The organism is Streptomyces sp. NPDC050546 (assembly GCF_044457425.1).
In the GTDB taxonomy this organism is placed as follows: domain Bacteria; phylum Actinomycetota; class Actinomycetes; order Streptomycetales; family Streptomycetaceae; genus Streptomyces.
Genome location: NZ_JBITGX010000013.1, coordinates 145,090 through 170,434 on the forward strand (window position 1 = coordinate 145,090; position 25,345 = coordinate 170,434).

At 71.0% G+C, this 25,345-nt stretch carries 22 protein-coding genes; 13 read left to right on the forward strand and 9 right to left on the reverse strand.

The genetic code is table 11. From position 1 onward, the window contains the following. Positions 1-69 precede the first annotated feature (69 nt). The 4 genes from ACIBK5_RS29915 (at position 70) to ACIBK5_RS29930 (ending at position 3,335) form a co-directional block, all read left to right on the forward strand. On the forward strand, positions 70-1,008 hold the full coding sequence (locus tag ACIBK5_RS29915) for a diiron oxygenase (protein ID WP_031108281.1): 939 nt from the start codon (positions 70-72) through the stop codon (positions 1,006-1,008). Between the two features lie 132 nt (positions 1,009-1,140). Next, positions 1,141-1,794, forward strand: coding sequence for a TetR/AcrR family transcriptional regulator (locus ACIBK5_RS29920; protein WP_399024271.1), 654 nt, complete (start codon positions 1,141-1,143; stop codon positions 1,792-1,794). 10 nt (positions 1,795-1,804) lie between these two features. Continuing rightward, positions 1,805-2,104 carry a hypothetical protein gene (locus tag ACIBK5_RS29925; protein WP_399024273.1) on the forward strand — a complete coding sequence of 100 codons (300 nt, stop codon included), beginning with the start codon at positions 1,805-1,807 and terminating at the stop codon, positions 2,102-2,104. Between the two features lie 106 nt (positions 2,105-2,210). Beyond that, on the forward strand, positions 2,211-3,335 hold the full coding sequence (locus ACIBK5_RS29930) for an NlpC/P60 family protein (RefSeq protein WP_399024275.1): 1,125 nt from the start codon (positions 2,211-2,213) through the stop codon (positions 3,333-3,335). Between the two features lie 12 nt (positions 3,336-3,347). On the opposite strand, the gene ACIBK5_RS29935 is transcribed toward ACIBK5_RS29930, so the two are convergent. Genes ACIBK5_RS29935 through ACIBK5_RS29955 form a run of 5 tightly spaced genes read right to left on the reverse strand, consistent with a single transcriptional unit; the run spans position 3,348 to position 9,053 of the window. Then, complete coding sequence (locus ACIBK5_RS29935) at positions 3,348-4,613, reverse strand: styrene monooxygenase/indole monooxygenase family protein (protein WP_399024277.1); 1,266 nt, start codon at positions 4,611-4,613, stop codon at positions 3,348-3,350. A 13-nt stretch (positions 4,614-4,626) separates the two neighbouring features. Then, positions 4,627-5,274: a GTP-binding protein gene (locus ACIBK5_RS29940; protein ID WP_399024279.1), complete on the reverse strand. Its 648-nt coding sequence runs from the start codon at positions 5,272-5,274 to the stop codon at positions 4,627-4,629. Then, on the reverse strand, positions 5,255-5,677 hold the full coding sequence (locus tag ACIBK5_RS29945; RefSeq protein ID WP_184590510.1) for a DUF742 domain-containing protein: 423 nt from the start codon (positions 5,675-5,677) through the stop codon (positions 5,255-5,257). The genes ACIBK5_RS29940 and ACIBK5_RS29945 overlap by 20 nt, the downstream gene beginning before the upstream one ends. Next, positions 5,674-6,198, reverse strand: coding sequence for a roadblock/LC7 domain-containing protein (locus ACIBK5_RS29950; RefSeq protein ID WP_184590512.1), 525 nt, complete (start codon positions 6,196-6,198; stop codon positions 5,674-5,676). Before ACIBK5_RS29950 ends, ACIBK5_RS29945 begins: the two co-directional genes overlap by 4 nt. Then, complete coding sequence (locus ACIBK5_RS29955; RefSeq protein WP_399024282.1) at positions 6,195-9,053, reverse strand: nitrate- and nitrite sensing domain-containing protein; 2,859 nt, start codon at positions 9,051-9,053, stop codon at positions 6,195-6,197. The genes ACIBK5_RS29950 and ACIBK5_RS29955 overlap by 4 nt, the downstream gene beginning before the upstream one ends. Positions 9,054-9,420: 367 nt before the next feature. Here ACIBK5_RS29955 and ACIBK5_RS29960 point away from each other — a divergent pair, with 367 nt between their 5' ends. Beyond that, positions 9,421-10,206 (forward strand): protein phosphatase 2C domain-containing protein, encoded by a 786-nt coding sequence (locus ACIBK5_RS29960; RefSeq protein ID WP_399024284.1) that lies wholly within the window; start codon positions 9,421-9,423, stop codon positions 10,204-10,206. Positions 10,207-10,220: 14 nt separating this feature from the next. Here the strand turns inward: ACIBK5_RS29960 and ACIBK5_RS29965 are convergent, their stop codons facing one another. Both ACIBK5_RS29965 and lon read right to left on the reverse strand, forming a co-directional pair. Then, positions 10,221-10,715: a MarR family winged helix-turn-helix transcriptional regulator gene (locus ACIBK5_RS29965; RefSeq protein WP_399024286.1), complete on the reverse strand. Its 495-nt coding sequence runs from the start codon at positions 10,713-10,715 to the stop codon at positions 10,221-10,223. 174 nt (positions 10,716-10,889) lie between these two features. Beyond that, the gene (lon, locus tag ACIBK5_RS29970; protein WP_399024288.1) at positions 10,890-13,313 is read right to left on the reverse strand and encodes an endopeptidase La; all 2,424 of its coding nucleotides are present in this window, start codon (positions 13,311-13,313) and stop codon (positions 10,890-10,892) included. Positions 13,314-13,490: 177 nt separating this feature from the next. Between lon and ACIBK5_RS29975 the strand changes: the two genes are divergently transcribed. After that, positions 13,491-14,150 carry a GNAT family N-acetyltransferase gene (locus ACIBK5_RS29975; RefSeq protein ID WP_399024290.1) on the forward strand — a complete coding sequence of 220 codons (660 nt, stop codon included), beginning with the start codon at positions 13,491-13,493 and terminating at the stop codon, positions 14,148-14,150. An 11-nt stretch (positions 14,151-14,161) separates the two neighbouring features. Here ACIBK5_RS29975 and ACIBK5_RS29980 read toward each other — a convergent pair whose 3' ends face one another. Further along, positions 14,162-14,944 carry a rhomboid-like protein gene (locus tag ACIBK5_RS29980; protein ID WP_399024292.1) on the reverse strand — a complete coding sequence of 261 codons (783 nt, stop codon included), beginning with the start codon at positions 14,942-14,944 and terminating at the stop codon, positions 14,162-14,164. 173 nt (positions 14,945-15,117) lie between these two features. Here ACIBK5_RS29980 and ACIBK5_RS29985 point away from each other — a divergent pair, with 173 nt between their 5' ends. From ACIBK5_RS29985 to ACIBK5_RS30005, 5 genes are all read left to right on the forward strand, one after another. Beyond that, the gene (locus tag ACIBK5_RS29985; RefSeq protein ID WP_399024294.1) at positions 15,118-15,795 is read left to right on the forward strand and encodes a spermidine synthase; all 678 of its coding nucleotides are present in this window, start codon (positions 15,118-15,120) and stop codon (positions 15,793-15,795) included. A 135-nt stretch (positions 15,796-15,930) separates the two neighbouring features. Further along, positions 15,931-16,671 carry a response regulator transcription factor gene (locus tag ACIBK5_RS29990; RefSeq protein ID WP_184590528.1) on the forward strand — a complete coding sequence of 247 codons (741 nt, stop codon included), beginning with the start codon at positions 15,931-15,933 and terminating at the stop codon, positions 16,669-16,671. After that, complete coding sequence (locus ACIBK5_RS29995) at positions 16,668-17,780, forward strand: sensor histidine kinase (protein WP_399024296.1); 1,113 nt, start codon at positions 16,668-16,670, stop codon at positions 17,778-17,780. Before ACIBK5_RS29990 ends, ACIBK5_RS29995 begins: the two co-directional genes overlap by 4 nt. 281 nt (positions 17,781-18,061) lie before the next feature. Further along, positions 18,062-21,892 (forward strand): multifunctional oxoglutarate decarboxylase/oxoglutarate dehydrogenase thiamine pyrophosphate-binding subunit/dihydrolipoyllysine-residue succinyltransferase subunit, encoded by a 3,831-nt coding sequence (locus ACIBK5_RS30000; protein ID WP_399024298.1) that lies wholly within the window; start codon positions 18,062-18,064, stop codon positions 21,890-21,892. Between the two features lie 86 nt (positions 21,893-21,978). Further along, positions 21,979-22,158 (forward strand): DUF6104 family protein, encoded by a 180-nt coding sequence (locus ACIBK5_RS30005; protein WP_003992906.1) that lies wholly within the window; start codon positions 21,979-21,981, stop codon positions 22,156-22,158. A gap of 116 nt (positions 22,159-22,274) precedes the next feature. Here ACIBK5_RS30005 and ACIBK5_RS30010 read toward each other — a convergent pair whose 3' ends face one another. After that, positions 22,275-23,114: a hypothetical protein gene (locus ACIBK5_RS30010; RefSeq protein WP_399024300.1), complete on the reverse strand. Its 840-nt coding sequence runs from the start codon at positions 23,112-23,114 to the stop codon at positions 22,275-22,277. Positions 23,115-23,261: 147 nt separating this feature from the next. On the opposite strand from ACIBK5_RS30010, the gene ACIBK5_RS30015 reads away from it, so the two are divergent. Both ACIBK5_RS30015 and ACIBK5_RS30020 read left to right on the forward strand, forming a co-directional pair. Continuing rightward, the gene (locus ACIBK5_RS30015) at positions 23,262-24,230 is read left to right on the forward strand and encodes a DUF4097 family beta strand repeat-containing protein (protein WP_399024302.1); all 969 of its coding nucleotides are present in this window, start codon (positions 23,262-23,264) and stop codon (positions 24,228-24,230) included. A 1-nt stretch (position 24,231) separates the two neighbouring features. Further along, positions 24,232-25,341 (forward strand): helix-turn-helix transcriptional regulator, encoded by a 1,110-nt coding sequence (locus tag ACIBK5_RS30020; RefSeq protein WP_399024304.1) that lies wholly within the window; start codon positions 24,232-24,234, stop codon positions 25,339-25,341. Positions 25,342-25,345: the final 4 nt, after the last annotated feature.

Consider the following 25,345-nt stretch of genomic DNA (forward strand, 5'->3'; position numbering starts at 1 on the left):
ATTGACGAGCTTGCTGACACGCAGTCTCATAAAGGGGACAGTGACGTGTGCACAACGAGGTGGGCAGCCATGACGACCCTGACGGAAGCCGACGCGCTCGACGGCCTGCGCGACGCCCTCGGCCTGCTCAAGGACCGGGAGCAGGTGGCCCAGCGGCTGCTCGACTCCTCAGCCAAGCACTCCTTCGACCCGGACAAGGAACTGGACTGGGACGCGCCCTTCGAGGAGGGCAAGTGGTTCTGGCCCCCGGAGCTGGTCTCGCTCTACGACACCCCGCTCTGGAAGCGCATGGGCGAGGAACAGCGGATCCTGCTCTCCCAGCACGAGGCGGCGGCCCTCGCCTCCCTGGGCATCTGGTTCGAGATCATCCTCATGCAGCTCCTCGTCCGCCACATCTACGACAAGGCCGCGACGAGCGCACACGTCCGCTACGCCCTCACGGAGATCGAGGACGAGTGCCGGCACTCCAAGATGTTCGCCCGCCTGATCTCCCACGGCGACACACCCTGGTACCCGGTCAGCCGCGCCCACCAGCACCTGGGCCGCCTCTTCAAGACCATCTCCACCACCCCCGGCTCCTTCACCGCCACCCTCCTCGGCGAGGAGGTCCTCGACTGGATGCAGCGCCTGACCTTCCCCGACGAGCGCGTCCAGACCCTGGTCAGGGGAGTCACCCGCATCCACGTGGTCGAGGAGGCCCGACACGTGCGCTACGCCCGCGAGGAACTCCGCCGCCAGATGGTGACGGCCCCCAAGTGGTCCCAGGAGTTCACCCGGGTCACCTCCGGCGAGTTCGCCCGGGTCTTCTCGGTGGCGTTCGTGAACCCGGACGTCTACACGAACGTCGGCCTGGACAAGCGCGAGGCCCTCGCCCAGGTCCGGGCCAGCGGGCATCGCCGGGAGGTCATGCAGAACGGCTCGAAGCGACTGACGGACTTCCTCGACGACATCGGAGTGCTGCGGGGAGTGGGCCGCCGCCTGTGGAAGTCCTCGGGCCTGCTGGCGTAAGCCACGACGCGCCCGCACCCGCCGACACGGCCCCGACCCACCCCCGGCGAGATGGCGCGACGCGCACCCCCCACAGACCGCGCAGGCCGCCGCAGGCACCCCACCCCCGGCCCCCCGGCTACGCTGCGAGTCATGACACCAGCCGCCCCCACCCCCGCCTACCGGCGACTCAGCGTCGAGGAACGCCGCAGCCAGCTGCTCACCTCCGCACTGAACCTCTTCGCCCACCGCGCACCCGAGGAGGTGTCCCTCGACGACGTGGCGGAGGCGGCCGGAGTGTCCCGCCCCCTGGTGTACCGGTACTTCCCCGGCGGCAAGCAGCAGCTCTACGAGGCCGCCCTGCGCTCCGCCGCCGACGAGCTCCGCACCTGCTTCGACGAACCCCGCGAGGGCCCCCTCCTCCCCCGCCTGTCCCGCGCCCTCGACCGCTACCTCGCCTTCGTCGACCAGCACGACGCCGGCTTCAGCGCCCTCCTCCAGGGTGGCAGCGTCGTGGAGACCTCACGGACCACCGCCATCGTCGACGGCGTACGCCGCGCCGCCGCCGAGCACATCGTCAGCCATCTGGAGGTCACCACCCCGGGCCCCCGCCTGCGCATGACCGTCCGCATGTGGATCACGGCCGTGGAGGCCTCGTCGCTGATCTGGCTCGACGAGGACAAGCAGCCCCCCGCCGAGGACCTCCGCGACTGGCTCGTGGAGCAGTTCGTGGCCATGCTGTCGGTGACCGCCCGCCGGGACCCGCAGACCGACGCCCTGGTCCAGGCCCTCGCCGAGGATGTCTGACACTGATCTGGTGAAGAGCGAAGACACCCCCTTCGAGGGCGGCCCCATGGACGGCAGGGTCCTGCCCGTCCTGCTCGGCATCACCGGCCACCCGCCCAAGACGTACCGCATCCCCGTCCCGGACCCGGCCGGCGGCCCGCCCACCGTGCTCGTCTACCGCCGCGTCCCCCGCGGACCGGGCAGGGTCGGCCTGACCAACCGCTGGAAGTACGAGTACGCCCCCGAAGGCGTCCCGCCCCGGCGGCTCACATGGCCCTGGTCGAAGCCACACGCCACGCCGCCCGGCAAGCGGGACGACGCCGACGGGTGACCCTGTTGCGCCGAACCGCGCAGGCTTACCGCACACACCACCCCGCACCCCTCATCCTCACGATGTCCGGTGGCCGAAGGGCCGCCCCCGCATCGGAGGTGATGGCATGTCAGGAACCCTTCTGCGTCTGGCCTGTATGGCGGCGATGGCAGCAGCAACAGCCCTCGCCCCCGTCCCCGCCACCGCGGCCCCGAAGCCCGACCCCGGACCACCCCCGGCCTCCCTCGCCTACCTCCTGACCGACCTTCAGCAGCTCTACCACAAGGCCGAACAGGCCACCGAGGCCTACAACGCCACCGAGGAGAGGCTAAAGAAACAGCGCACCGAGACCGACCGCCTGAACCGCGCCCTGGCCCGGACCCGGCTCTCCCTCCACGACAGCCGGAGCGAGGTCGGCCGCCTGGCCCGGCAGCAGTACCAGAGCAGCACCGACATCTCCCCGTACGTACAACTGCTCCTGGCCCGCGACCCCCAGCACGCGATCGACCAGAGCCACGTGATCCGAAGGATCGCCCGGGAACGGGCCGAGACGATCAACCGCCTGACGGGCGACGAGCGAAAGGCCGACGACCTCGCCCGCAAGGCCCGCAAGGCCCTCGACGCACAGCTCACCCTCACCGAGCGGCGCAAAAAGGAACGGGACCAGGTCGTCAGACGCCTGCACGACGTCGAGGACCTCCTCGCCACCCTCAGCCGCGACCAGCTCGCCGCCCTCTCCGAGTTCGAGAGGAACGGGATCACGAAGGCCCAGAAGAAATTCATGGCGTCCGGCGCGCTCAGCAGCGCCCGCAGACCATCAGCGGAGGGCGACCGAGCCCTGCGCTACGTCGTCCGGCAGCTCGGCAAGCCGTACGAGTGGGGTGCGGAGGGCCCGAAGTCGTACGACTGCTCGGGCCTCACCTCGCAGGCATGGGCCAAGGCCGGGGCACCCATCCCCCGGACCAGCCAGGAGCAGTGGAAACGGCTGAAGCGGATCCCGCTCGCCGAGCTGCGCCCGGGAGACCTGGTCGTGTACTTCCCCGAGGCCACGCATGTGGCGCTGTACCTCGGCGACGGCATGGTCGTACAGGCACCCCGCCCGGGCGCGAAGGTGAAGGTGTCACCGATCGCGGCCAACCCGCTCCTGGGCGCCGTACGCCCGGACCCGGCCGGGAAGCCCCTGCGGCGGTACGCGCCGCCGAAGCTTCCCAAGGGCGCCACGGACGGGTCGGACGAGGGGTACGACCGCTAGGACCGGTCGGCCCTACGCCGCACCAGCGCCGCCGGACAACTCGGCGAGGTAGGCCCCCGTCTTCTCCGGCTCGTAGAAGAAGTTCTCGAAGTCGGCCGGGTCGTTGAAGCCGTTGGCGAAGCGGTCGGCGGCCGGCTGGAGCTCACCGGCGGCGCCGATCAGGTTCAGGATGTGCTCCGGCGGCGGCGCGAGCATCGCGTTGGTCCACTTGGTGACGTGCTGGGCGGTGTCCCAGTAGCGGTCGAAGGCGGACCGCATCCACTCCTCGTCGAACGGCTTGTCACCGTGCTCGACGATCGCGGAGAGGTACGCGGCGGCGCACTTGGACGCCGAGTTGGAGCCCTGCCCGGTGATCGGGTCGTTCGCGACGACGACGTCCGCCACACCCAGGACGAGACCGCCACTGGGGAGGCGGCCGACGGGGTTGCGGACGGTGGGGGCGTAGCGGCCGGCCAGCGTGCCGCCCGCGTCGGTCAGCTCGACCTTGGTGGCCCGCGCGTACTCCCAGGGGACGTACCGCTCCATGAGTTCCAGGGTCAGGGAGAGGTGCTCCGCGGGGTCCTTGACGCCGCCGAAGGCGTCGAGCGGGCCGCCGGGTATGCCCTCCCAGAACAGGATGTCGGCGCGGCCCGAGGTGGTCAGGGTGGGCATGACGAACAGCTCGCCGACGCCCGGCACGAGGTTGCAGCGGACCCCTTCGGTGTCCGGGTGCTCGGGGCGCGGGCCCAGACCGTGGACGTACGCCACGGCCAGCGCGCGCTGCGGCTCACTGTAGGGGGAACGCTCCGCGTCCCGGCCGAACATCTGGACCAGCTCGCCCTTGCCGGCCGCGACCAGCACCAGGTCGTACGTGCGGGAGAAGTAGTCGAGGTCGCCGACGGCCGCGCCGTGGATGACGAGCTGTCCGCCGCGCTGCGCGAACGTCTCCATCCAGCCGGCCATCTTCACGCGCTGGTCGACCGACTGCGCGTACCCGTCGAGCCTGCCCAGCCAGTCGATCGCACGCGCCGCGGGACCCTCGGCCCAGGAGCCGGGGGCGGCGACCGAGACGCCGAGCCCCTGGATCTTCGGGGCCTGGGACTCCCAGAAGTTCAGCTGGAGATCGCGCTCGTGCTGCAGTGCCGTGTGGAACATGCACTGCGTCGACATGACCCGGCCGGTACGGATCTCGTCCGCCGTCCGGTTGGACATCAGGGTGACCTCGTACCCCTGCGACTGGAGGCCGAGAGCGATCTGGAGTCCGGACTGACCGGCTCCGACGACGAGTATCTTCCGCATGCGGGGCTGTCCTCTACTCGGGGGTTTCGTCGAGCGCGTGGCCCACCAGGGCCAGGAGGGTCTCGATCACGGAGATCCGGCGACGCGCGTCCATGATCATGACAGGTATGTGTCGCGGGATGGTCAGGGCCTCCCGCACATCCTCCGGCTCGAACAGCTCGCTGTCGTCGAAGTGGTTCACCGCGACCACGTACGGCAGTCCGGAGCTCTCGAAGTAGTCCAGTACCGGGAAGCAGTCCTTCAGCCGGCGTGTGTCGGCCATGACGACCGCGCCGATCGCGCCGCGCACGATGTCGTCCCACATGAACCAGAACCGCTGCTGGCCCGGCGTGCCGAACAGGTAGAGCACCAGGTCGTCGTCGAGCGTGAGGCGCCCGAAGTCCATGGCCACGGTGGTGGTGGTCTTGCCCGGTGTGGAGGTGAGATCGTCGGTGGCCTCGCTCGCCTCGGTCATCAGTGCCTCGGTCTGCAGAGGCGTGATCTCCGAGACTGCGGTGACCAGGGTGGTCTTGCCCACGCCGAAGCCGCCCGCCACCACGATCTTCGTGGCGATGGGTGCGCGGGTACGGTCCGTCTCCCAGGCGTGCATGCTCGCGTCGGGCTGAACGAACGGGGATGTTGCGGAGACGCCGTGAGCGGCGTCAGAGACGACGGAGTCCACTCAGCACCCTTTCCAGCAGAGCTCGGTCCGGGCGGCCCGTGCCGTGGCCGGTTCCCGTTCCGTACACACGAATCTTTCCCTGGTCCGCGAGGTCGCTGAGGAGCACGCGGACCACGCCGAGCGGCATCTTCAGCAGCGCGGCGATCTCGGCCACCGTACGCATCCGGCGGCACAGTTCGACGATGGCCTGGAGCTCCGGCATCACGCGGGTGGAGAGGGAGCCGTTGGTCAGTTCCCGGCGCTCCTCCGGGGCCTCCAGCGCGGCCGTGCTCGCCACGAACGTCTCCACCAGGAGGACGTGGCCGAACCGGGTGCGGCCGCCGGTGAGCGAGTAGGGGCGGACCCGGGCGGGTTTGCGGTCACCGCCGCGGACCGGCAGGTGATGCTTCGGCGTACTGCTCATCGGGCACTCCCCGTCGTCTGGGACCGCTCCAGGGAACTACGGAGCTCGCTGCGGAGTTCGGGCGTCAGGACATGGCCGGCGCGGCCGACGAACAGGGCCATGTGGTACGCCACCACGCTCATGTCGCACTCCGCGGAGCCGTGGACGCCGAGCAGCGAGCCGTCGCTGATCGACATGACGAACAGGCTGCCCTCGTCCATCGCGACCATGGTGTGCCTGACCCCGCCGAAGTCCATCAGCTTGGCGGCGCCGACGGTGAGGCTGCCGATGCCGGAGACGATGGTGGCCAGGTCGGCGGCTGAGCCGCGCGGGCCGGTCCGCTTGGTACCGCGGGCCTGCAGGGCTTCCCTGGCCTGCCGGTTGCGGTGGTCGTCGGAGGAGAGCAGGAGCAGTCCGTCGGAGGAGACGACCGCGACCGAGAGGATGCCAGGTACCTCCTCGACGAGGTTGGTCAGCAGCCAGTGCAGGTTGCGGGCCTCACTGCTCAGCCCGATCAGTCCGAAGGTACTGGGAGCGGTCAACTGCTTGCCTCCTCGGCTGTGCCCCCCGTGGCTTCTTCGGATTCAGCTGGTCCTGATGTGCCGGTGACCGGCCGCTTGTGCGAGGCCGTCTGCTCGGCGATCTCCGCCTCCACCTCGCGGTAGCCGGCCTGGGCGCCCTGGCGGAAGCCGCCGAGACGGCGGCGGAGGGCCGCGGCGTCCACGGAGCCGGTCCGCTGGCGCGGAGCCTGGGCCTGTGCGGTGATCTTGGGAGTGCGCTTGGGGAGGCCCTTGTCGGTGACGCGTTCGTGCTCGACGTCGGCCTCGGCTTCGCCTTCGGCGTCTTCGTTCCCACCCGCACCCCCCGTGCGGGTTTCGTGGTCGTGTGCGGGTGGCCCCTGTGGGGCGAAATCGCCGTCGGCGGCCGCGGGATCGTGCTGCGTCGGCTCCGGGTCCCCCTCCGGTACCGGAAGCAGCAGCTCCATCGTGGTCTCGGCAGGGGTTTCCGCCGGTGCCGCGGGCGCCTCGGGCTCCGCAGGCGCCTCGGGCTCCACCTGAGCCTCGTCATCCGCCGGCACTTCGGACTCCACCGGCACCGCGGACTCCGCAGGTACTCCGGCTTCCGCCGGCTCCGGGTGCTCGGCGGCCTCCGCCGCCTCGTCCCGCCGTACCGCCTTCTCCGCCAGTGCCACCAACGGGTCTCCGCCGCCGGCGCGGCTGTGCAGGACGTTGGAGTTGGCCTCGGCGTCGGCGCCCGGGAAGGAGACGGTGTGGGTCGTGGCGGAGAGCGGGCCGGAGGACGGGACGGCCGTGTGTGGAGCGGCGGCGAAGAGGTTGCGGGGCAGGACGACCACCGCCGCGACCCCGCCCTGCTTCTGCTCGCGCAACTGCACGCGCACCCCGTGACGGTGGGCGAGGCGGGCCACTACGTACAGGCCGAGGCCGAGACCGTCCTCGCCCTCCTGGTCGTAGGGCGCCTCCGGGTCGAAGTCGGAGAGGCGGGAGTTCAGGCGCTCCAGCCGGTCCTCGGTCATGCCGATGCCCTCGTCCTGGACGGAGAGCATGACCTCGCCGTTCTCCAGCAGCCAGCCGGAGACCTCGACGGGCAGGTCGGGCGGCGAGAACGACGTGGCGTTCTCCATGAGTTCGGCCAGCAGGTGGGACAGGTCGTCTGCGGCGAACCCGGCTATGTGCGCGTGCGGCGGCAGCGCGGCGATACGGACCCGCTCGTACCGCTCGATCTCGCTCACCGCGGCACGGACGATGTCCACGAGCGGCACGGGCCCGGCGGCGTGCTGGACGTGCTCGGTGCCGGCGAGGACCAGGAGGTTCTCGCTGTGCCGGCGCATGACCGTCGCGAAGTGGTCCAGCTTGAACAGGGTGGCGAGCCGGTCCGGGTCCTGCTCGCGCTCCTCCAGGTTCTCGATGACGGCCAGTTGCCGCTCGACCAGTCCGAGGGTGCGCAGCGCGAGATTGACGAACGTACCGCCGATGGCCGTGCGCACCCGCTCCAGCTGGGCGACGGACTCGGCGAGTTCGCCGCGCAGTTCCTCGCGTGCGTCGGCCATCTTCTGGCGCTGGCCGACGAGGTGCTTGCGGTCGGACTCCAGCGTGGTGATCCGCTCGGTCAGGGCGGCCGCGTGCCCGTGCAGGGCGTTGACGGAGCGGACGACCTGGGCGAACTCGTCGTTGCGGCCGGTGAACTTGACCGGTTCCTCGGCCGCCGGGTCCTCGGCCTCGGCGAGGCGCTTGGACCCCAGCCGCAGGACCGCCAGGGGCCGGGTGAGGCTGCGGGCCATGCCCGTGGCGACACCGACGGCGAGCAGCATGAGGGCGCCGAGGACGGCGATGCGGATCTCCAGCGCGGTGACGTCGTCGTCGCGCAGTGCCTCGAGGTCCTTGGTGCTCCGGTCGTAGAGGGCGGACTCCACACCGCGCATCAGGTCGACCCGGGCCGAGAGGGCCGCGTCCAGCTTCTTCGTGTTGACGGTGGAGAGTTCGCCGCCGGTGAGCGTCGGCTGGTCGGTGAGGATGGCGAGGTACTTGTCGGCGGAGTTGACCTCGGTGCCGGTGACCGTGGAGTCGAACGAGGTGCGGGCCGCCTTGGGCGCGGTGTCGCGGAAGTCGGCGAGCGCCGCGTCGGAGCGCAGCCGGGCCTGCTGGGCGGCGGCGCTCAGGGCGTCGCGCTGCCGGGTGTCGGCGTCGGAGGAGGTCTCGGCGGGCAGACCGGTGACGGGGTCGGTGACCGTCTCGCCGCGCGGCACGCTGAGGGCGGCGAGCAGCAGCCCGCGGGCGGCGGCGGCCTGCTGGACGGCGGAGTCCAGTTCGGCCCGGGCGTAGGCGCCGGAGCCCGCGCGGGGCGGCGTCTGCTGCGCCAGCTGCTCGGCGAGCCGGTGGAGTTGGGTGATGGCGGTGGAGTACGCCTGATGCGCTTCGAGCGCGTTGCTCTTGCCGGTGAGCGCCGCCCGGCGGACGGCCGCGATGTCGTCGAGGTCCGAGCGGAGCGAGGCGGGCGTGTCGGTGTCGGCCCGCAGCTCCTCGACCTGCCGGTCCACGCGGGCGCTGCGCTGCTCGGAGGGCGCCTTGGCCTTGGGGCGGCCGGCCGCTATGTAGGAGGTGACGTCGTCCCGCTCGTCGGCGAGGGAGTGCGCGAGCCCGAGGGCGTCCTGCGTCTGCTCCGCGAGCGTCACCAGTTCCTGGGAGTCGTGGAGTTCCCCGGAGGCGGCGAGGACGGACGGGGTACCGGCACCGGCGATGGCCGCGGCGACCACGGCCACGGCGACGATGAGCCGGTTGCGTACGTGCGTGGAGCGGCCCTTGCCGGTGGGGGGCGTCTGCTCAGTGCCCTGAGCGGGGGCCGTCTGCTTGCCTGTACGACGAGGCCGCGTCTTCTGCACCGGTGCTCGCATTCCTGACTCGTGAACCCATGGCCCGGGTGACGTTCCGTCAACTGACGTGCACTCCCGGTACACTTCCCGACCCTCCCAGCGCCGGTGGGCAGCGCACGCGCATCACCTGACCCGCCACCCGAAGGAGTGAACCCCGGACGAGAGTTGAGGGGCAAGTTCCGCTGGCCCTTGCAGCGGCCTTGTGCGGCATGCCGGTTGGACGTCGGCGGCGGGCGGTGGCAATATTCGCCGCCACGCCTTCCCGGAACAAAGCATTCCCTCCCAAAACAGGCGCCTGACCTGCGCTGCCGCACCGGTCCCGCAACTATTGCCAGCCTTTTGCGAGCCTTGTGAAGGGCTCGTGCAGACTGGCTGGATGCGCACTGAACTCGCCTCTGAGCCGGGAGACGCCGACCGCCCCAACGAGGACTTCGCCAGTGTCGGACTACCGGCCTCCGGACAGGGCGGTGCGGTCGTCGTCCTGGACGGTGTCACGCCGCCGAGGGGCGGGACGGGGTGTCTGCATTCCGTCCCCTGGTTCACCGCACGCCTCGGCGGAGCTCTGACCGAACTGACCGTTTCACTCCCGGATGCTCCCCTGGTCGACGCCTTGTCCCGCGCCATCGCGCGTACCTCCGAGGCGCATGCCGCAACCTGTGACCTTTCTCACCCCCGGACACCGCAGGCCACGGTGGTCGTGGCCCGCTGGACCCCGGCCACGGTGGAGTACCTGGTGCTCTCGGACTCCGCCCTCCTCCTGGAGTCCCCCGACGGCGTGGTGACACCCGTCCTCGACGACCGGCTCTCCCTCCTCCCCCGCTCGGCCCTGGCCACGGACGCGCTGGTGGACTCGACGGTCCGCAACAAGGAGGGCGGCTTCTGGACGGCGGCCGCGGATCCCTCGGTGGCGGCCCGGGCGGTGACCGGAACCCTGCCCCGCCGGCAGGTCCGGGCGCTGGCGGCCCTGACGGACGGCGCCACGCGCTGGGTGGAGAGGTTCGAGGAGGGTGACTGGACGGACTGTTTCCACCTCGTGCGCAAGGAGGGCCCCCAGGCACTGGTGGACCGTGTCCGGGCACTGGAACGGTCGGAGACCGCCGCGACGTTCCTGGGCAGGAGCAAGCGGCACGACGACGCGACGGCCGTGTACGTGGAGTTCTGAGCGGCTGCCCGGTCCTACCTCTCCATGCCGCGATTGAGCTGGTGCAGCAGCCGGGCCAGTTCCGTGACCTCGTGGGTGTCCCAGTCGGCCAGGCGGCCGGCGTAGCGGGCACGGCGGGCCTCCCGCACCCGGCGGACGCGGTCGTGGCCCTCCTGGGTGAGGGCGACGAGCCAGGCGCGGCCGTCGGCGGGGTCGGGCTCGCGCGCGACCAGCCCGAGTTCCTCCAGGGCGCGCAGCTGGCGGGACATCGTGGCCTTGCCGACGCCGATGTAGGCGGCGAGCTCGGTCGCCCGCTGGCTGCCGCACTCGTCGAGCCGGACGAGCAGCCCGTACGCGGACGACTCCAGGTCGGGGTGGACCTCGCGGGCCATCTCGCCCTGGTTGGCCCGAGCGCGCCGCAGCAGCACGGTCAGCTCACGCTCCAGCGCGAGGAAGGCGGGCTGGTCCACACCGCTCGCGGCCAGGGCGGATTCGCCTCCCGGTCCGTCGCCGTTCCCGTTGTCCTGCACGTCAGCCCCTGCCTCGGTCTCGCCCCGTACTGAGATTTTCCGTCACCTGCCGTCATCACCGCAGTTCGGCAAGTATTCCGCAGGTCACGGCACGCCTGTCCACAGGGCCACCACACGGTGAAGGCCCGGGCCTCCCTCACGAGAACCCGGGCCTTCCCTATCCGGCGACCTCCGTCACGCGGCCACCGGAACCTCGGGCGCCGCCCCGTTCGTCGCGGGCGCGAGCGCCAGCTCCAGGACCTGGCGGACATCGGTCACGGCGTGGACGTCGAGCCTGTCCAGCACCTCGGCCGGGACGTCGTCCAGGTCGGGTTCGTTGCGCTTGGGGATGATCACGGTGGTGACCCCGGCGCGGTGCGCGGCCAGCAGCTTCTGCTTCACACCGCCGATCGGCAGGACCCGCCCGGTCAGCGAGACCTCGCCGGTCATCGCCACGTCGGTGCGGACCAGCCGGCCGGACAGCAGGGACGCGAGGGCCGTGGTCATCGTGATGCCGGCGCTGGGGCCGTCCTTGGGGACCGCGCCCGCGGGGAAGTGGATGTGCACGCCCCGGTCCTTCAGATCACCCACCGGCAGTTCGAGCTCGGCACCGCGGGAACGCAGGAAGCTCAGCGCGATCTGCGCGGACTCCTTCATCACGTCGCCCAACTGGCCGGTCAGGGTCAGCCCGGCCGCGCCGGTCTCCGGGTCGGCCAGCGACGCCTCCACGTACAGCACGTCACCGCCCGCTCCCGTCACCGCGAGCCCGGTCGCCACACCCGGCACGGACGTCCGCCGCTCCGCCGGCTCCTGCGCGGACTCGGGAACGTGATGCGGCCTGCCGATCAGTGCGCGCAGATCCTCGTCCGTGACCGTCCACGGCAGCTCCCGCTCGCCCAGTTCGTGCTGGGCCGCGACCTTGCGCAGCAGCCGCGCGACGGACCGCTCCAGGTTCCGGACGCCCGCCTCGCGGGTGTACTCCCCGGCGAGCTTGCGCAGCGCGCTCTCGTCGACGGTCACCTCGTCCTCGGCGAGCCCGGCCCGCTCCAGCTGGCGCGGCAGCAGGTGATCGCGGGCGATGACGACCTTCTCGTCCTCGGTGTAGCCGTCCAGGCGGACGATCTCCATCCGGTCGGCCAGCGCCTCCGGGATGGCCTCCAGGACGTTGGCGGTGGCCAGGAAGACGACGTCCGACAGGTCCAGCTCGACCTCCAGGTAGTGGTCCCGGAAGGTGTGGTTCTGCGCGGGGTCGAGGACTTCGAGGAGGGCGGCGGCCGGGTCGCCCCGGAAGTCCGAGCCCACCTTGTCGATCTCGTCGAGCAGCACGACCGGGTTCATCGACCCGGCTTCCTTGATGGCGCGCACGACCCGGCCGGGCAGAGCGCCGACGTACGTACGCCGGTGGCCGCGGATCTCGGCCTCGTCGCGCACACCGCCGAGGGCGACGCGCACGAACTTGCGGCCCATCGCGTGGGCGACGGACTCGCCGAGGCTGGTCTTGCCGACGCCGGGCGGACCCACGAGCGCGAGCACGGCACCGCCGCGCCGCCCGCCGACCACGCCGAGGCCCCGGTCGGTACGCCGCTTGCGCACCGCGAGGTACTCGGTGATCCGCTCCTTCACGTCCTCCAGACCGGCGTGCTCGGCGTCGAGGACACCCTGGGCGCCCTGGATGTCGTAGGCGTCCTCGGTGCGCTCGTTCCACGGCATCTCCAGGACCGTGTCGAGCCAGGTGCGGATCCAGGAGCCCTCGGGCGACTGGTCGGAGGACCGCTCCAGCTTGTCGACCTCCTTGAGCGCGGCCTCGCGGACGTTCTCCGGCAGGTCGGCGGCCTCCACGCGGGCGCGGTAGTCGTCGGACTCCTCACCGTCCTGCTCGCCGTTCAGCTCGCGCAGCTCCTTGCGGACGGCTTCCAGCTGACGCCGCAGCAGGAACTCGCGCTGCTGCTTGTCGACGCCCTCCTGGACGTCCTTGGCGATGGACTCGGCCACGTCCTGCTCGGCGAGGTGGTCGCGCAGTTGCTGGGCGGCGAGCTTCAGCCGGGCCACCGGGTCAGTGGTCTCCAGCAGCTCGATCTTCTGGTCGGTGGTCAGGAACGGCGAGTAGCCGGAGTTGTCGGCGAGCGCCGAGACGTCGTCGATGGCCTGCACCCGGTCGACGACCTGCCACGCGCCGCGATTGCGCAGCCATGCGGTGGCGAGTGCCTTGTATTCCTTGACCAGTTCGGCGACCTGGCCGGGCAGCGGATCCGGCACGGACTCGTCGAGGTGAGTGCCCTCGACCCAGAGGGCGGCGCCCGGACCCGTGGTCCCCGCCCCGATACGCACCCGGCCCCGGCCACGGATCAGGGCGCCCGGGTCGCCGTCGGCGAGCCTGCCGACCTGCTCGACGGTGCCGAGGACACCGGTGTTCGCGTAGGTCCCGTCGATCCGTGGCACCAGGAGTACCCGGGGCTTCCCTGGTGTTGACCTGGCAGCGGCCTGAGCGGCCTCCACCGCGGCACGGACCTCGGAGTCGCTCAGATCGAGCGGGACCACCATCCCGGGCAGCACGACCTCGCCGTCGAGCGGCAGCACGGGCAGGGTGAGCGATGTGAACGCCTTGGACTCAGCAGCCATGATCTCCCCTTCGGCAGTCAAGTTGAGCTATGCCGACTCAATGCACGGGGACCGCCGGATGTTCCCCGACGGCCGTTCGCTGTCAGCGATCACCTGCGACACGCGAGGCGGGCGGACGCGTAAGGTCGGCTTCCGTAATAGATAAAGAGTGCGATTGGCTATTACCGAGGGGGCGGCGTGGAAGCGACCGTGCGGGCATGGGTGGACGGATGGGTCGTGTCGCGCGGGGCGGCTCCGCCCGTGACCGAGCCATGGGGCTGCACGATCGACGTGGGGGCGATCGGCCACGTCACACGGCATGTGTTCGGCGCGACGGGCGAGGATCTCGACGAGACGGCCGTCCGCAAGGTGGCCGGCGAGGTGACCGGGGACGCGGTCTGGCTGAAGGCGTTCCGGGATCCCTCGGTGATCGCCGGCTGGCTGGACGACCACTGGTGGATCGACCCCGAGCCCGGCTATTTGATGACGGTCCCCCTGACAGCGGACGACGTTCCTGACGTTCCCGGCGGCTACCGGCTGCGCACCTGGTCACGCGGCGGGGTGACGCGCGTGCTGGTCGCCGCGCCCGACGGCTCCCTCGCGGCCCGCGGCCAGATCGCCCCGACCGGCGCGACCGCCGTCGCCGACCAGATCGAGACGGCCCCCGAGCACCGCCGCAGAGGGCTCGGCAGCCTCGTCATGCGGACGCTTCAGAACGCCGCCGTCGAGCAGGGAGCACGCACCGGCGTCCTGTCCGGGACACCCGCGGGGCGAGGGCTCTACGAGGCACTGGGCTGGGAGGTGGTGGCCCTGCTGACCAGCGCCAGGCACTGCCCGCCTACCGCCCCGCCGGCCTGACGGGCTCGCCCTCAGCCCCCGACGGCCCGCTTCGCGCCCCACCGCCGCAGCACCGGCCAGGTCGTGATGCCGATGGCCAGGGCGATGAGGTGGCCCCAGTTCGTCATCGGGTCGGTGAAGGCGAGGAGGTCCTGGAGCAGCATGCCGCCGAAGACGGCCAGCAGCGGCACGCGCAGCCAGGGGGAGAGCAGGCCGGCCAGGGCGCCGGTGCCGGCCGCGACGCCGAAGCTGACGCCGTAGTCGAGGCGGTGCAGCGAACTGTCGGGGAGGTGCCCGGCCAGCACCGCGAGCCCCACCGGGACCTCGGTCGCCAGGGTGGCCAGGACGTGCCCGAGCAGGAAGACACCGGCCGTGCGCAGGCCCCCGATCCGCCGTTCCAGCGCGGTCAGCACCAGCACGAACCCGATCGTGAACGGCGAGGCCACCCCGCCCGCGACCCACAGCGCGCTACCGACCAGCACCAGCCCCGGCGTCCGCACCAGATGTGCCACATCGGTGCTGGAACCCTGGAGCAGGGCGTGGACCAGCGCGGGGTCCGCGTAGGCGGAGATCAGCGAGGTGACGCAGAGCACGACCACGTACCCGAAGGTGAACGGCGTGCCCGTCGGCGTGGGCAGGAGCAGCCAGGGTCTCGGCAACCGGCGCCGGGGCTCCCGCACCGGGACGGACTCTCTTACGCCCTCTCGCGGACCCCGCTGTCTCGGAACCCCGTCCAGGAGCCCCGGCACATCGGACACGGGCGCGCCCGTCCGCGTCGTCACGGCCGTCTCGTCGGGCGGCGCGGTGCGTTCCACAGCGGGCGCTCCTTCCGTCACGTCCCAGCCTTCGCGTACCTCTGCCCCACTGTCTGTGACCGGCGCCACGCGAGAGCCGATTCACAGCAACCCGAAAGCCGCGCAGCGCGTCCGCCGCGGGCCGCTCCGTTAATTCTTGGCGCCGTGCACCCCGCACCTGCCAGGATGCTCCGATGCCCACCTCGAACGACACGCCCGATGTACTGGACCGTCGCGAGGGCCCGCACGGCGAGGTCGTGCTGCGGCGGCACGGGGACCGGCTGGAGATCATCGCGAACGGCTGCTTCCTGATGGACACCTCCGACGGCCGCTCGGAGCGGCGGCTGGTCGACGCGGCCCTGGACGCCCTGCCCGGCCGGGACCGCCCGGACGTCCTGATCGGCGGACTCGGCGTCGGTTTCTCCCTGGCCCACGCGTCGGCGGACCCCCGCTGGGGAGGGATCGCGGTCGTGGAACGCGAGCACGCGATTGTCGAATGGCACCTCGGCGGCCCGCTCTCCGCGTTCTCCGCCGAGGCCCTGGCCGACCCCCGCGCGAAAATCGTCGAAGCCGATCTCGTGACCTACGTCAATGAGACATCCGACACGTTCGACGCCCTGTGTCTCGACATCGACAACGGCCCCGGCTGGACCGTCACGGAGGGCAACGGAAATCTCTACTCGGAGGCCGGACTGGCAAGCTGCGCACGGGTGTTGAGACCCGGCGGGGTACTCGCCGTCTGGTCCGCCCAGCCCTCTCCGGAATTCGAAGAAACCTTGCGGAATGCCGGGTTCCAACGGGTGCGTACCGAAGAGATCCCGGTTGCCCGGGGCGTTCCCGACGTCGTACACCTCGGCATCCGCCCTGGATAGCAAAGGTGTCCTGACTCCCCGTACGCTGCTCCTCTGACGCCGATCATTCAAGCGTCAATCGCAACCATGCGCAGGCATAGCCAGTCATGAGGAATCACCCCACTGATTCCGGAAAGCACACCCCAGGGGCGGGCGATGGAGCAGACACAGACCTCCCACAACGGTTCGGCGACGGCTACCCCGGGCGCGCAGCGCCGGGTTCTCGTCGTCGAGGACGACGCCACGATCGTGGACGCCATCGCGACCCGCCTGCGAGCCGAGGGATTCCTCGTGCAAACGGCGGGCGACGGTCCGGCGGCGGTCGACACGGCCGAGGCCTGGCAGCCCGACCTGCTGATCCTCGACATCATGCTGCCCGGCTTCGACGGTCTGGAGGTCTGCCGTCGTGTGCAGGCCGCCCGGCCGGTGCCGGTGATGATGCTCACCGCGCGCGACGACGAGACCGACATGCTGGTCGGGCTGGGCGTCGGCGCCGACGACTACATGACGAAGCCGTTCTCGATGCGGGAGCTGGCGGCGCGTGTGCACGTGCTGCTGCGCCGTGTGGAGCGGGCCGCACTGGCCGCCGCGACGCCGCGCAGCGGCATCCTGCGCCTCGGCGAGCTGGAGATCGACCACGCGCAGCGACGCGTGCGGGTGCGGAGTGAGGATGTTCACCTCACGCCGACCGAGTTCGATCTGCTGGTCTGTCTGGCGAACACCCCGCGCGCGGTGCTCTCGCGCGAGCAGCTGCTCGCCGAGGTCTGGGACTGGGCGGACGCCTCCGGCACCCGGACCGTCGACAGCCACATCAAGGCGCTGCGCCGGAAGATCGGCGCCGAGCGGATCCGTACGGTGCACGGCGTGGGTTACGCCCTGGAGACCCCGACGCCATGAGCGGCGGGCCGGCCGCACGGAGAAACCCCGGGGAGCCGGAACCCTGGGGCGGGGTGAGCCCGTTCTCGATCAAGACCAAGCTGGGCGCGCTGGTCGTCATCTCGGTGCTGATCACCACAGGCCTGTCGGTGATCGCGGTGCACACGAAGACGGAGCTGCGCTTCATCACGGTCTTCTCGATGATCGCCACGCTCCTCATTACGCAGTTCGTGGCCCATTCGCTCACCGCGCCGCTGGACGAGATGACCGCCGTGGCCCGCTCCATCTCGCAGGGCGACTACACCCGCCGGGTGCGGGACAACCGCCGTGACGAGCTGGGCGACCTGGCGGTGACGATCAACGCCATGGCCGACGAGCTGGAGGCCCAGGACCGCCAGCGCAAGGAGCTGGTGGCGAACGTCTCGCACGAGCTGCGCACACCCATCGCGGGGCTGCGCGCGGTGCTGGAGAACATCGTCGACGGCGTCACCCAGGCCGACCCCGAGACGATGCGCACGGCCCTGAAGCAGACCGAGCGGCTCGGCCGGCTGGTGGAGACGCTGCTGGACCTGTCCCGCCTGGACAACGGCGTCGTACCGCTCAAGCAGCGGCGTTTCGAGGTGTGGCCGTATCTGTCGGGCGTGCTGAAGGAGGCCAACATGGTCGCCTCCGTGCGCGCGGGCATCGCCACCGGCTCGGGCAGTCACACCCGTACGGACGTCCATCTGCACCTCGACGTCTCGCCTCCGGAGCTGACCGCGCACGCCGACCCGGAGCGCATCCACCAGGTCGTGGCCAACCTCATCGACAACGCGGTCAAGCACAGCCCGCCGCACGGCCGGGTGACGGTCAAGGCGCGGCGCGGCGCACTGCCGGAGTCGCTGGAGCTGGAGGTCCTGGACGAGGGCCCCGGCATTCCGAAGTCCGAGTGGCACCGTGTGTTCGAGCGGTTCAACCGCGGCAGCGCCAAACGGCCGCCGGGATCGGGCAGCGACGGCGGCACGGGCCTCGGCCTCGCCATCGCACGCTGGGCGGTGGATCTGCACGGCGGGCGGATCGGAGTGGCCGAATCCGAGCGAGGTTGCCGGATTCTTGTCACTCTTCCGGGACTTCCATCTCTGCCAAGTTGACGTAAAGTTCGAAGCGGAGCCTCAAGATCCACGGGCGTCCGCGCTGACGGACACGTGTGATCAGGCACAGACCCGCGCCGTCGGCGCCCCGGGTGCCGCTCCCCCCTTCCCTCCTTAAGCGGAACCACGCTTGTTTCCCGCCATTTCAAGCCCCGAAACACTCTTTGAAGTGTGACTTGCGTGACGTTGAACGGGCCCGGCCTGACCTTCACGGTCCGGGAGGCGTAGCCTTGATTCCCGCTGTCCATCATCTTGTGAAGCGGAAGAGGGCGGTTACCGCCGTGTCGCCACAGTCCCCCAGTAACTCGAGCATCTCTACCGACACCGACCAAGCGGGGAAGAACCCCGCCGCGTCGTTCGGTGCCAACGAGTGGCTCGTCGACGAGATCTATCAGCAGTACCTCCAGGACCCGAATTCGGTAGACCGAGCCTGGTGGGACTTCTTCGCCGACTACAAGCCAGGGGCGGCCGCCGCCTCGGCTCCGGCGGGTACCGCGGCCGCGGGGGCCGCGGGGACCACCACGACTCAGCCGGCGGCCCAGGCCGCCCCCGCCCAGGCCGCGGCCCCCGCCCCGGCGGCCGAGAAGCCCGCCGCCGCGCCGGCTCCCGCCTCGGCTCCGGCCCAGGCGAAGCCCGCCGCGCAGGCCCCGGCCCAGGCCGCCGCCCCGGCGAAGGCCGCTCCGGCCCCCGCCAAGCCGGCCGCCGCCGCGAAGCCGAAGGCCGAGCCCGCCGCCGAGGCCCCCTCGGGCCCCGAGCAGGTCGTGCTGCGCGGCCCCGCCGCCGCGGTCGCGAAGAACATGAACGCCTCCCTGGAGGTGCCCACGGCCACGTCCGTGCGCGCCGTCCCGGTGAAGCTGCTCTTCGACAACCGCATCGTCATCAACAACCACCTGAAGCGCGCCCGGGGCGGGAAGATCTCCTTCACGCACCTGATCGGCTACGCGATGGTGCAGGCCATCAAGGCCATGCCGTCGATGAACTACTCCTTCGTGGAGAAGGACGGCAAGCCGACCCTGGTCAAGCCGGAGCACGTCAACTTCGGCCTCGCCATCGACCTGGTCAAGCCCAACGGCGACCGCCAGCTCGTGGTCGCGGGCATCAAGAAGGCCGAGACCCTGAACTTCTTCGAGTTCTGGCAGGCCTACGAGGACATCGTCCGCCGCGCCCGCGACGGCAAGCTGGGCATGGACGACTTCACCGGTGTGACGGTCTCCCTGACCAACCCCGGCGGCCTGGGCACCGTGCACTCCGTGCCGCGTCTGATGCCCGGCCAGTCGGTGATCATGGGCGTCGGCTCCATGGACTACCCGGCGGAGTTCCAGGGCACGTCCCAGGACACGCTGAACAAGCTCGGTATCTCCAAGGTCATGACGCTCACGTCGACCTACGACCACCGGGTCATCCAGGGCGCCGCCTCCGGCGAGTTCCTGCGGATCGTCGCGAACCTCCTCCTCGGCGAGAACGGCTTCTACGACGAGATCTTCGAGGCGCTGCGCATCCCCTACGAGCCGGTCCGCTGGCTCAAGGACATCGACGCCAGCCACGACGACGACGTCACGAAGGCCGCCCGCGTCTTCGAGCTGATCCACTCCTACCGGGTCCGCGGCCACGTCATGGCCGACACCGACCCGCTGGAGTACCAGCAGCGCAAGCACCCCGACCTGGACATCACCGAGCACGGGCTCACCCTGTGGGACCTGGAGCGCGAGTTCGCCGTCGGCGGCTTCTCCGGCAAGTCCCTGATGAAGCTGCGCGACATCCTCGGCGTGCTGCGCGACTCGTACTGCCGCACCACCGGCATCGAGTTCATGCACATCCAGGACCCCAAGCAGCGCAAGTGGATCCAGGACCGCATCGAGCGCCCGCACACCAAGCCGGAGCGCGAGGAGCAGCTGCGCATCCTGCGCCGGCTGAACGCGGCCGAGGCCTTCGAGACCTTCCTGCAGACGAAGTACGTCGGCCAGAAGCGCTTCTCCCTGGAGGGCGGCGAGTCCGTCATCCCGCTGCTGGACGCGGTCCTGGACAGCGCGGCGGAGTCCCGTCTCGACGAGGTCGTCATCGGCATGGCCCACCGCGGCCGGCTGAACGTCCTGGCGAACATCGTCGGCAAGTCGTACGCGCAGATCTTCCGCGAGTTCGAGGGCAACCTCGACCCGAAGTCGATGCACGGCTCCGGCGACGTGAAGTACCACCTGGGCGCCGAGGGCACCTTCACGGGCCTGGACGGCGAGCAGATCAAGGTCTCGCTGGCCGCCAACCCCTCCCACCTGGAGGCGGTCGACCCGATCCTGGAGGGCATCGCCCGCGCCAAGCAGGACATCATCAACAAGGGCGGCACGGACTTCACGGTCCTGCCGGTGGCGATCCACGGCGACGCGGCGTTCGCGGGCCAGGGCGTGGTGGCCGAGACCCTGAACATGTCGCAGCTGCGCGGCTACCGCACCGGCGGCACGGTCCACGTGGTCATCAACAACCAGGTCGGCTTCACGGCGGCTCCCGAGTCGTCGCGCTCCTCGATGTACGCCACCGACGTGGCCCGCATGATCGAGGCCCCGATCTTCCACGTGAACGGCGACGACCCCGAGGCGGTCGTCCGCGTTGCCCGCCTGGCCTTCGAGTTCCGCCAGGCGTTCAACAAGGACGTCGTGATCGACCTCATCTGCTACCGCCGCCGCGGTCACAACGAGTCGGACAACCCGGCCTTCACCCAGCCGCTGATGTACGACCTGATCGACAAGAAGCGCTCGGTGCGCAAGCTGTACACCGAGTCCCTCATCGGTCGCGGCGACATCACCCTGGAAGAGGCCGAGCAGGCGCTGCAGGACTACCAGGGCCAGCTGGAGAAGGTCTTCACGGAGGTCCGCGAGGCCACCTCGCAGCCGGCCGCCGCCGAGCCCACCGACCCGCAGGCCGAGTTCCCGGTCACCGTGAACACCGCGGTGACCTCGGAGGTCGTCAAGCGGATCGCCGAGTCCCAGGTCAACATCCCCGACCACATCACCGTCCACCCGCGTCTGCTGCCGCAGCTGCAGCGCCGGGCGTCGATGGTCGAGGACGGCACGATCGACTGGGGCATGGGCGAGACCCTCGCCATCGGCTCCCTCCTGCTGGAGGGCGTCCCGGTCCGCCTCGCGGGCCAGGACTCGCAGCGCGGTACGTTCGGCCAGCGCCACGCGGTCATCATCGACCGCACCACGGGCGACGAGTACACGCCGCTGCAGTACCTCTCCGAGGACCAGGCGCGGCTCAACGTCTACAACTCCCTCCTCTCCGAGTACGCGGCGATGGGCTTCGAGTACGGCTACTCGCTGGCCCGCCCCGAGGCGCTCGTGATGTGGGAGGCGCAGTTCGGCGACTTCGTCAACGGCGCCCAGACGGTCGTGGACGAGTTCATCTCGTCGGCCGAGCAGAAGTGGGCCCAGACGTCCGGCGTCGTCCTGCTGCTGCCGCACGGCTACGAGGGCCAGGGCCCGGACCACTCCTCGGCGCGCCCCGAGCGCTTCCTCCAGATGTGCGCCCAGAACAACATGACGGTCGCCACACCGACGTCGCCGTCGAACTACTTCCACCTCCTGCGGTGGCAGGTGCACAACCCGCACCACAAGCCGCTGGTGGTCTTCACGCCGAAGTCGATGCTGCGCCTGAAGGCGGCGGCGGCCAAGGCGGAGGAGTTCACGACGGGCCAGTTCCAGCCGGTCATCGGCGACGCGTCGGTGGACCCGGCGGCGGTCAGGAAGGTCGTCTTCTGCGCCGGCAAGGTCTACTACGACCTGGAGGCCGAGCGTCAGAAGCGCGGCGTCACGGACACGGCGATCATCCGCATCGAGCGCCTGTACCCGCTGCCGGGTGCCGAGCTCCAGGCGGAGATCAAGAAGTACCCGAACGCCGAGAAGTACCTGTGGGCCCAGGAGGAGCCGGCGAACCAGGGCGCGTGGCCGTTCATCGCGCTCAACCTGATCGACCACCTGGACCTGGCGGTCGGCGCCGACGTCCCGCACGGCGAGCGCCTGCGCCGCATCTCGCGCCCGCACAGCTCGTCCCCGGCGGTCGGTTCCGCGAAGCGGCACCAGGCCGAGCAGGAGCAGCTGGTGCGTGAGGTGTTCGAGGCGTAACCGCCCTCGCGCGTCCTATGTGACCGGGCCGCATCCCCGCTACGGGGGTGCGGCCCGGCCGTTTGCGCGCACATATCCTTGACGGCATGTACTTCACGGACCGTGGCATCGAGGAACTGGAGAAGCGGCGCGGCGAGGAGGAGGTCACCTTCGAGTGGCTCGCCGAGCAGCTGCGGACGTTCGTCGACCTCAACCCCGACTTCGAGGTGCCGGTGGAGCGCCTGGCGACCTGGCTGGCACGGCTGGACGACGAGGACGACGAGTAGGAATCCTCCGCCGGGTCCGGGCGCTCTGCAGCTCCCGGGCGGCTTTCAGGACGTCAGTCGCGGGGGCGGAGGCGTCAGTCGCGTGCACGGAGGCGTCAGTCACGGGGGCGGAGGCCTCAGTCGCGTGGATACATGAGGCCGTACGCCAGGCCCAGCGTGCCATTGGCCAGCAGCAGCCCTCCGGCCGCGACCCAGCCCCCGCTGCGCCGCCGTAGCCCCCAGGCCAGGAGCGGTACGCCCGCCGCCACTTGAGCGAGAGCCAGAGCGCGGGCCCTCGGGTCTCCGGTCCAGGGCATCCAGGGGCCGAGGCGGCTGTGACCGAGGGTGTCGCGTTCCGCGACCTCGTCGCGCCGGACCGGCCATGCGACCGGGAGGCTGTCCGGCCGGCGCGCGGCGGCTTCCCGCAGGCGCTCGGCGGGTTCGCCCGGGGCGAGTCCCGGAGGCAGCGAGACGCCCACGCGCGCGAGGACCGCCAGCAGACCGCGCAGCCGGCTACCGGCATCGGCCGCGGAGTCGGGTTTCGCCAGCTGGTCGAGGGCCCCCACGTCCAGCACGGGATCGAGGCCCACGCGCGCGGCGAAGGTGCGCAGTGCCTCGTCCTCCCCCACCGGTACGCCGCTCGCGAGCCAGACGAATCCGACCGGGCGGCGGAAGCCGGACGCCAGCAGGAATGCCGCGTGGTCGGCGTCCCACCACAGGGCGAGCACGGGCCAGGGCGCGCCGACGGCGAGGGCCGTGGCCCAGCCGGTGACCACCCGGTCGACAGGCTCGCCGCCGTCCCGCCAGGGCCCGCCCTCGGGGACCAGCACGCTCCATTCGTCGCCCGCGCGAAGGAGCTGCACGGGTTCGCGCAGCAGGCGGGCGACGGGGGCGACGGCTCCGGGTACCGCCCGGCACAGCAGCAGCGCCCCAGAGGCGGGACCTGCGGGACCGGTGGGGCCAGCTTCCGTCGGCATGGTCACACGCTAGGGCGACTCGCCCCATTTGAACACTTATGCACAGCTCGCCATCCCCAGAACGAGTGCCTTGACTTTCCCTCGCCACGATATATCGTGAATACGAGAAGACGCGATATGGCGCGTTGAATCGGGGAGGTCTGCACCATGTCCGAGTGGTCCGTCGCGGAACCGAGGAAGCTCACTTTCGACGAGCCCGTGAGCGATCTGCACGTGCGACTCGTCAACGGAACGGTGAACGTGGTGGGCACGGACGAAGGTTCCGCCCGCCTGGAGATCTCCGAGATCGAGGGCCCGCCCCTGGTGGTGACCCAGCAGGACGGCACGCTCACGGTGGCTTACGAGGACCTGCCCTGGAAGGGCTTCCTCAAGTGGCTGGACCGCAAGGGCTGGCGCCGCAGCGCGGTGGTCTCCCTGGCCGTCCCGGCCTCCACCCGGGTGGAGGTGGGGGTGGTCGGCGCGGCCGCCGTGGTCTCCGGGATCCAGGGTCCGTCGGTGGTGAAGGGCGTCACGGGCGACACCACCCTGGTGGGACTCTCCGGCCCGGTCCGTGCCGACACGGTCTCCGGCAGCCTGGAGGCCCAGGACGTGACCGGTGACCTCCGGTTCAACTCCGTCTCGGGCGACCTCACGGTGGTCGAGGGCTCCGGCACCTCCGTGCGGGCCGAGTCGGTCAGCGGCTCCATGATCATCGACCTCGACCCGGACGGCCCCACGGACGTGCGACTGACCAGCGTCTCGGGCGAGATCGCGATCCGCCTGCCGTACCCGGCGGACGCCGAGGTCGAGGCCAACACGGCGAGCGGCGCCATCTCCAACGCCTTCGACGGACTACGGGTCCACGGACAGTGGGGCGCCCACAAGATCACAGGCCGTCTCGGCGCGGGCAACGGCACGCTACGGGCCACCACCGTCTCCGGCTCGATCGCCCTGCTGCGCCGCCCGGCCGGGGAGGACGAGGCCGAGCCATGGGACACACGACCCGGCACGGGCAGCTCGCCGACGGACCCGCCGACCGGCCCCCGGGGCGGCTCGGGAGACAATTCCGTCTCCGGCCGGGACGAGGGCGCCGCCGGCGTCCCGGCCGACGGCACGACCGACAAGAAGGTGCTCTGACATGCCCCCCGTCTTCGCCCACGGCCGCCTCCGCCTCTATCTGCTGAAGCTGCTGGACGAGGCCCCCCGCCACGGCTACGAGGTGATCCGCCTCCTCGAGGAGCGCTTCCAGGGGCTGTACGCACCGTCGGCGGGCACGGTCTACCCGCGCCTGGCCAAGCTGGAGGCCGAGGGCCTGGTCACCCACACCACCGAGGGCGGCCGCAAGGTGTACTCGATCACGGACGCCGGCCGGGCCGAACTGGCCGACCGCAGCGGCGAGCTGGCCGATCTGGAACTGGAGATCCGGGAGTCGGTCGCGGAGCTGGCCGCCGAGATCCAGGCCGATGTGCGCGGGGCCGCGGGCGATCTGCGCCGCGAGATGCGCGCGGCGGCGACCGAGGCCCGCAGCGGCAACGGCGGCAAGACCCCCGGCGCACCGGACGCCCCCTTCGGGGACTTCACGGCCTACGGCGACAAGGAGGCGTGGCGCGTCGCCAAGGAGGAGATGCGGCGCGCCCGGCAGGAGTGGAAGGAACAGGCCCGCCGCGCCAAGGACGAGAGCCGCCGCGCCCGCGAGGACGCCCAGCGCGCCCGCCGCCAGGCCAAGGAGGTTCAGGAACAGGCCCGGGCCCAGGCGCAGGAACAGGTGCAGCACATCGCCCGCCGGGTCCAGGAGCAGGTACAGGACCACTTCACCCGTGGCGACTGGCCGACGGGCCTGCGCGAGGGCCTGAGCGAACTGGTCAAGGAGGTGGGCGAGTTCGGAAAGGGCTACGGCAAGGACTTCGGCTTCGACTGGACAGGGACGGGCACCCGCACAGGATCCGACACGGAATCCGCCACCGGATCTGACACCCACCGGCCGACCACCGCAGAACCGCCGGCCCCTTCAGGGCCCTCCACGGACTTCCCGGCCGCCTACGAACCGGCCTGGGCCCACGAGGACACCGCGGACTCCACCGGCGACCCCGCCCGCGACCTGGACCGCCTGCTCGACCGCTTCCGGGACGACATCCGCGACGCGGCCCGCGACCATGGCGTCACCTCCGACCAACTGCGTGACGCCCGCCGCCACCTGTCGACGGCGGCAGCCCACCTGGGAGCACTGCTGCGCACGCCCAAGAAGTAGCTGG

What these genes read in the sequence shown, in the direction of transcription:
- ACIBK5_RS30020 (WP_399024304.1), top strand. Translation starts at nt 24,232, where the DNA reads ATGCCCCCCGTCTTCGCCCACGGCCGCCTCCGCCTCTATCTGCTGAAG.
- ACIBK5_RS29935 (WP_399024277.1), bottom strand. Translation starts at nt 4,613, where the DNA reads ATGCGGAAGATACTCGTCGTCGGAGCCGGTCAGTCCGGACTCCAGATC.
- ACIBK5_RS29960 (WP_399024284.1), top strand. Translation starts at nt 9,421, where the DNA reads ATGCGCACTGAACTCGCCTCTGAGCCGGGAGACGCCGACCGCCCCAAC.
- ACIBK5_RS29915 (WP_031108281.1), top strand. Translation starts at nt 70, where the DNA reads ATGACGACCCTGACGGAAGCCGACGCGCTCGACGGCCTGCGCGACGCC.
- ACIBK5_RS30015 (WP_399024302.1), top strand. Translation starts at nt 23,262, where the DNA reads ATGTCCGAGTGGTCCGTCGCGGAACCGAGGAAGCTCACTTTCGACGAG.
- lon (WP_399024288.1), bottom strand. Translation starts at nt 13,313, where the DNA reads ATGGCTGCTGAGTCCAAGGCGTTCACATCGCTCACCCTGCCCGTGCTG.
- ACIBK5_RS29945 (WP_184590510.1), bottom strand. Translation starts at nt 5,677, where the DNA reads ATGAGCAGTACGCCGAAGCATCACCTGCCGGTCCGCGGCGGTGACCGC.
- ACIBK5_RS29985 (WP_399024294.1), top strand. Translation starts at nt 15,118, where the DNA reads ATGCCCACCTCGAACGACACGCCCGATGTACTGGACCGTCGCGAGGGC.
- ACIBK5_RS30010 (WP_399024300.1), bottom strand. Translation starts at nt 23,114, where the DNA reads ATGCCGACGGAAGCTGGCCCCACCGGTCCCGCAGGTCCCGCCTCTGGG.
- ACIBK5_RS30005 (WP_003992906.1), top strand. Translation starts at nt 21,979, where the DNA reads ATGTACTTCACGGACCGTGGCATCGAGGAACTGGAGAAGCGGCGCGGC.
- ACIBK5_RS29990 (WP_184590528.1), top strand. Translation starts at nt 15,931, where the DNA reads ATGGAGCAGACACAGACCTCCCACAACGGTTCGGCGACGGCTACCCCG.
- ACIBK5_RS29920 (WP_399024271.1), top strand. Translation starts at nt 1,141, where the DNA reads ATGACACCAGCCGCCCCCACCCCCGCCTACCGGCGACTCAGCGTCGAG.
- ACIBK5_RS29995 (WP_399024296.1), top strand. Translation starts at nt 16,668, where the DNA reads ATGAGCGGCGGGCCGGCCGCACGGAGAAACCCCGGGGAGCCGGAACCC.
- ACIBK5_RS29930 (WP_399024275.1), top strand. Translation starts at nt 2,211, where the DNA reads ATGTCAGGAACCCTTCTGCGTCTGGCCTGTATGGCGGCGATGGCAGCA.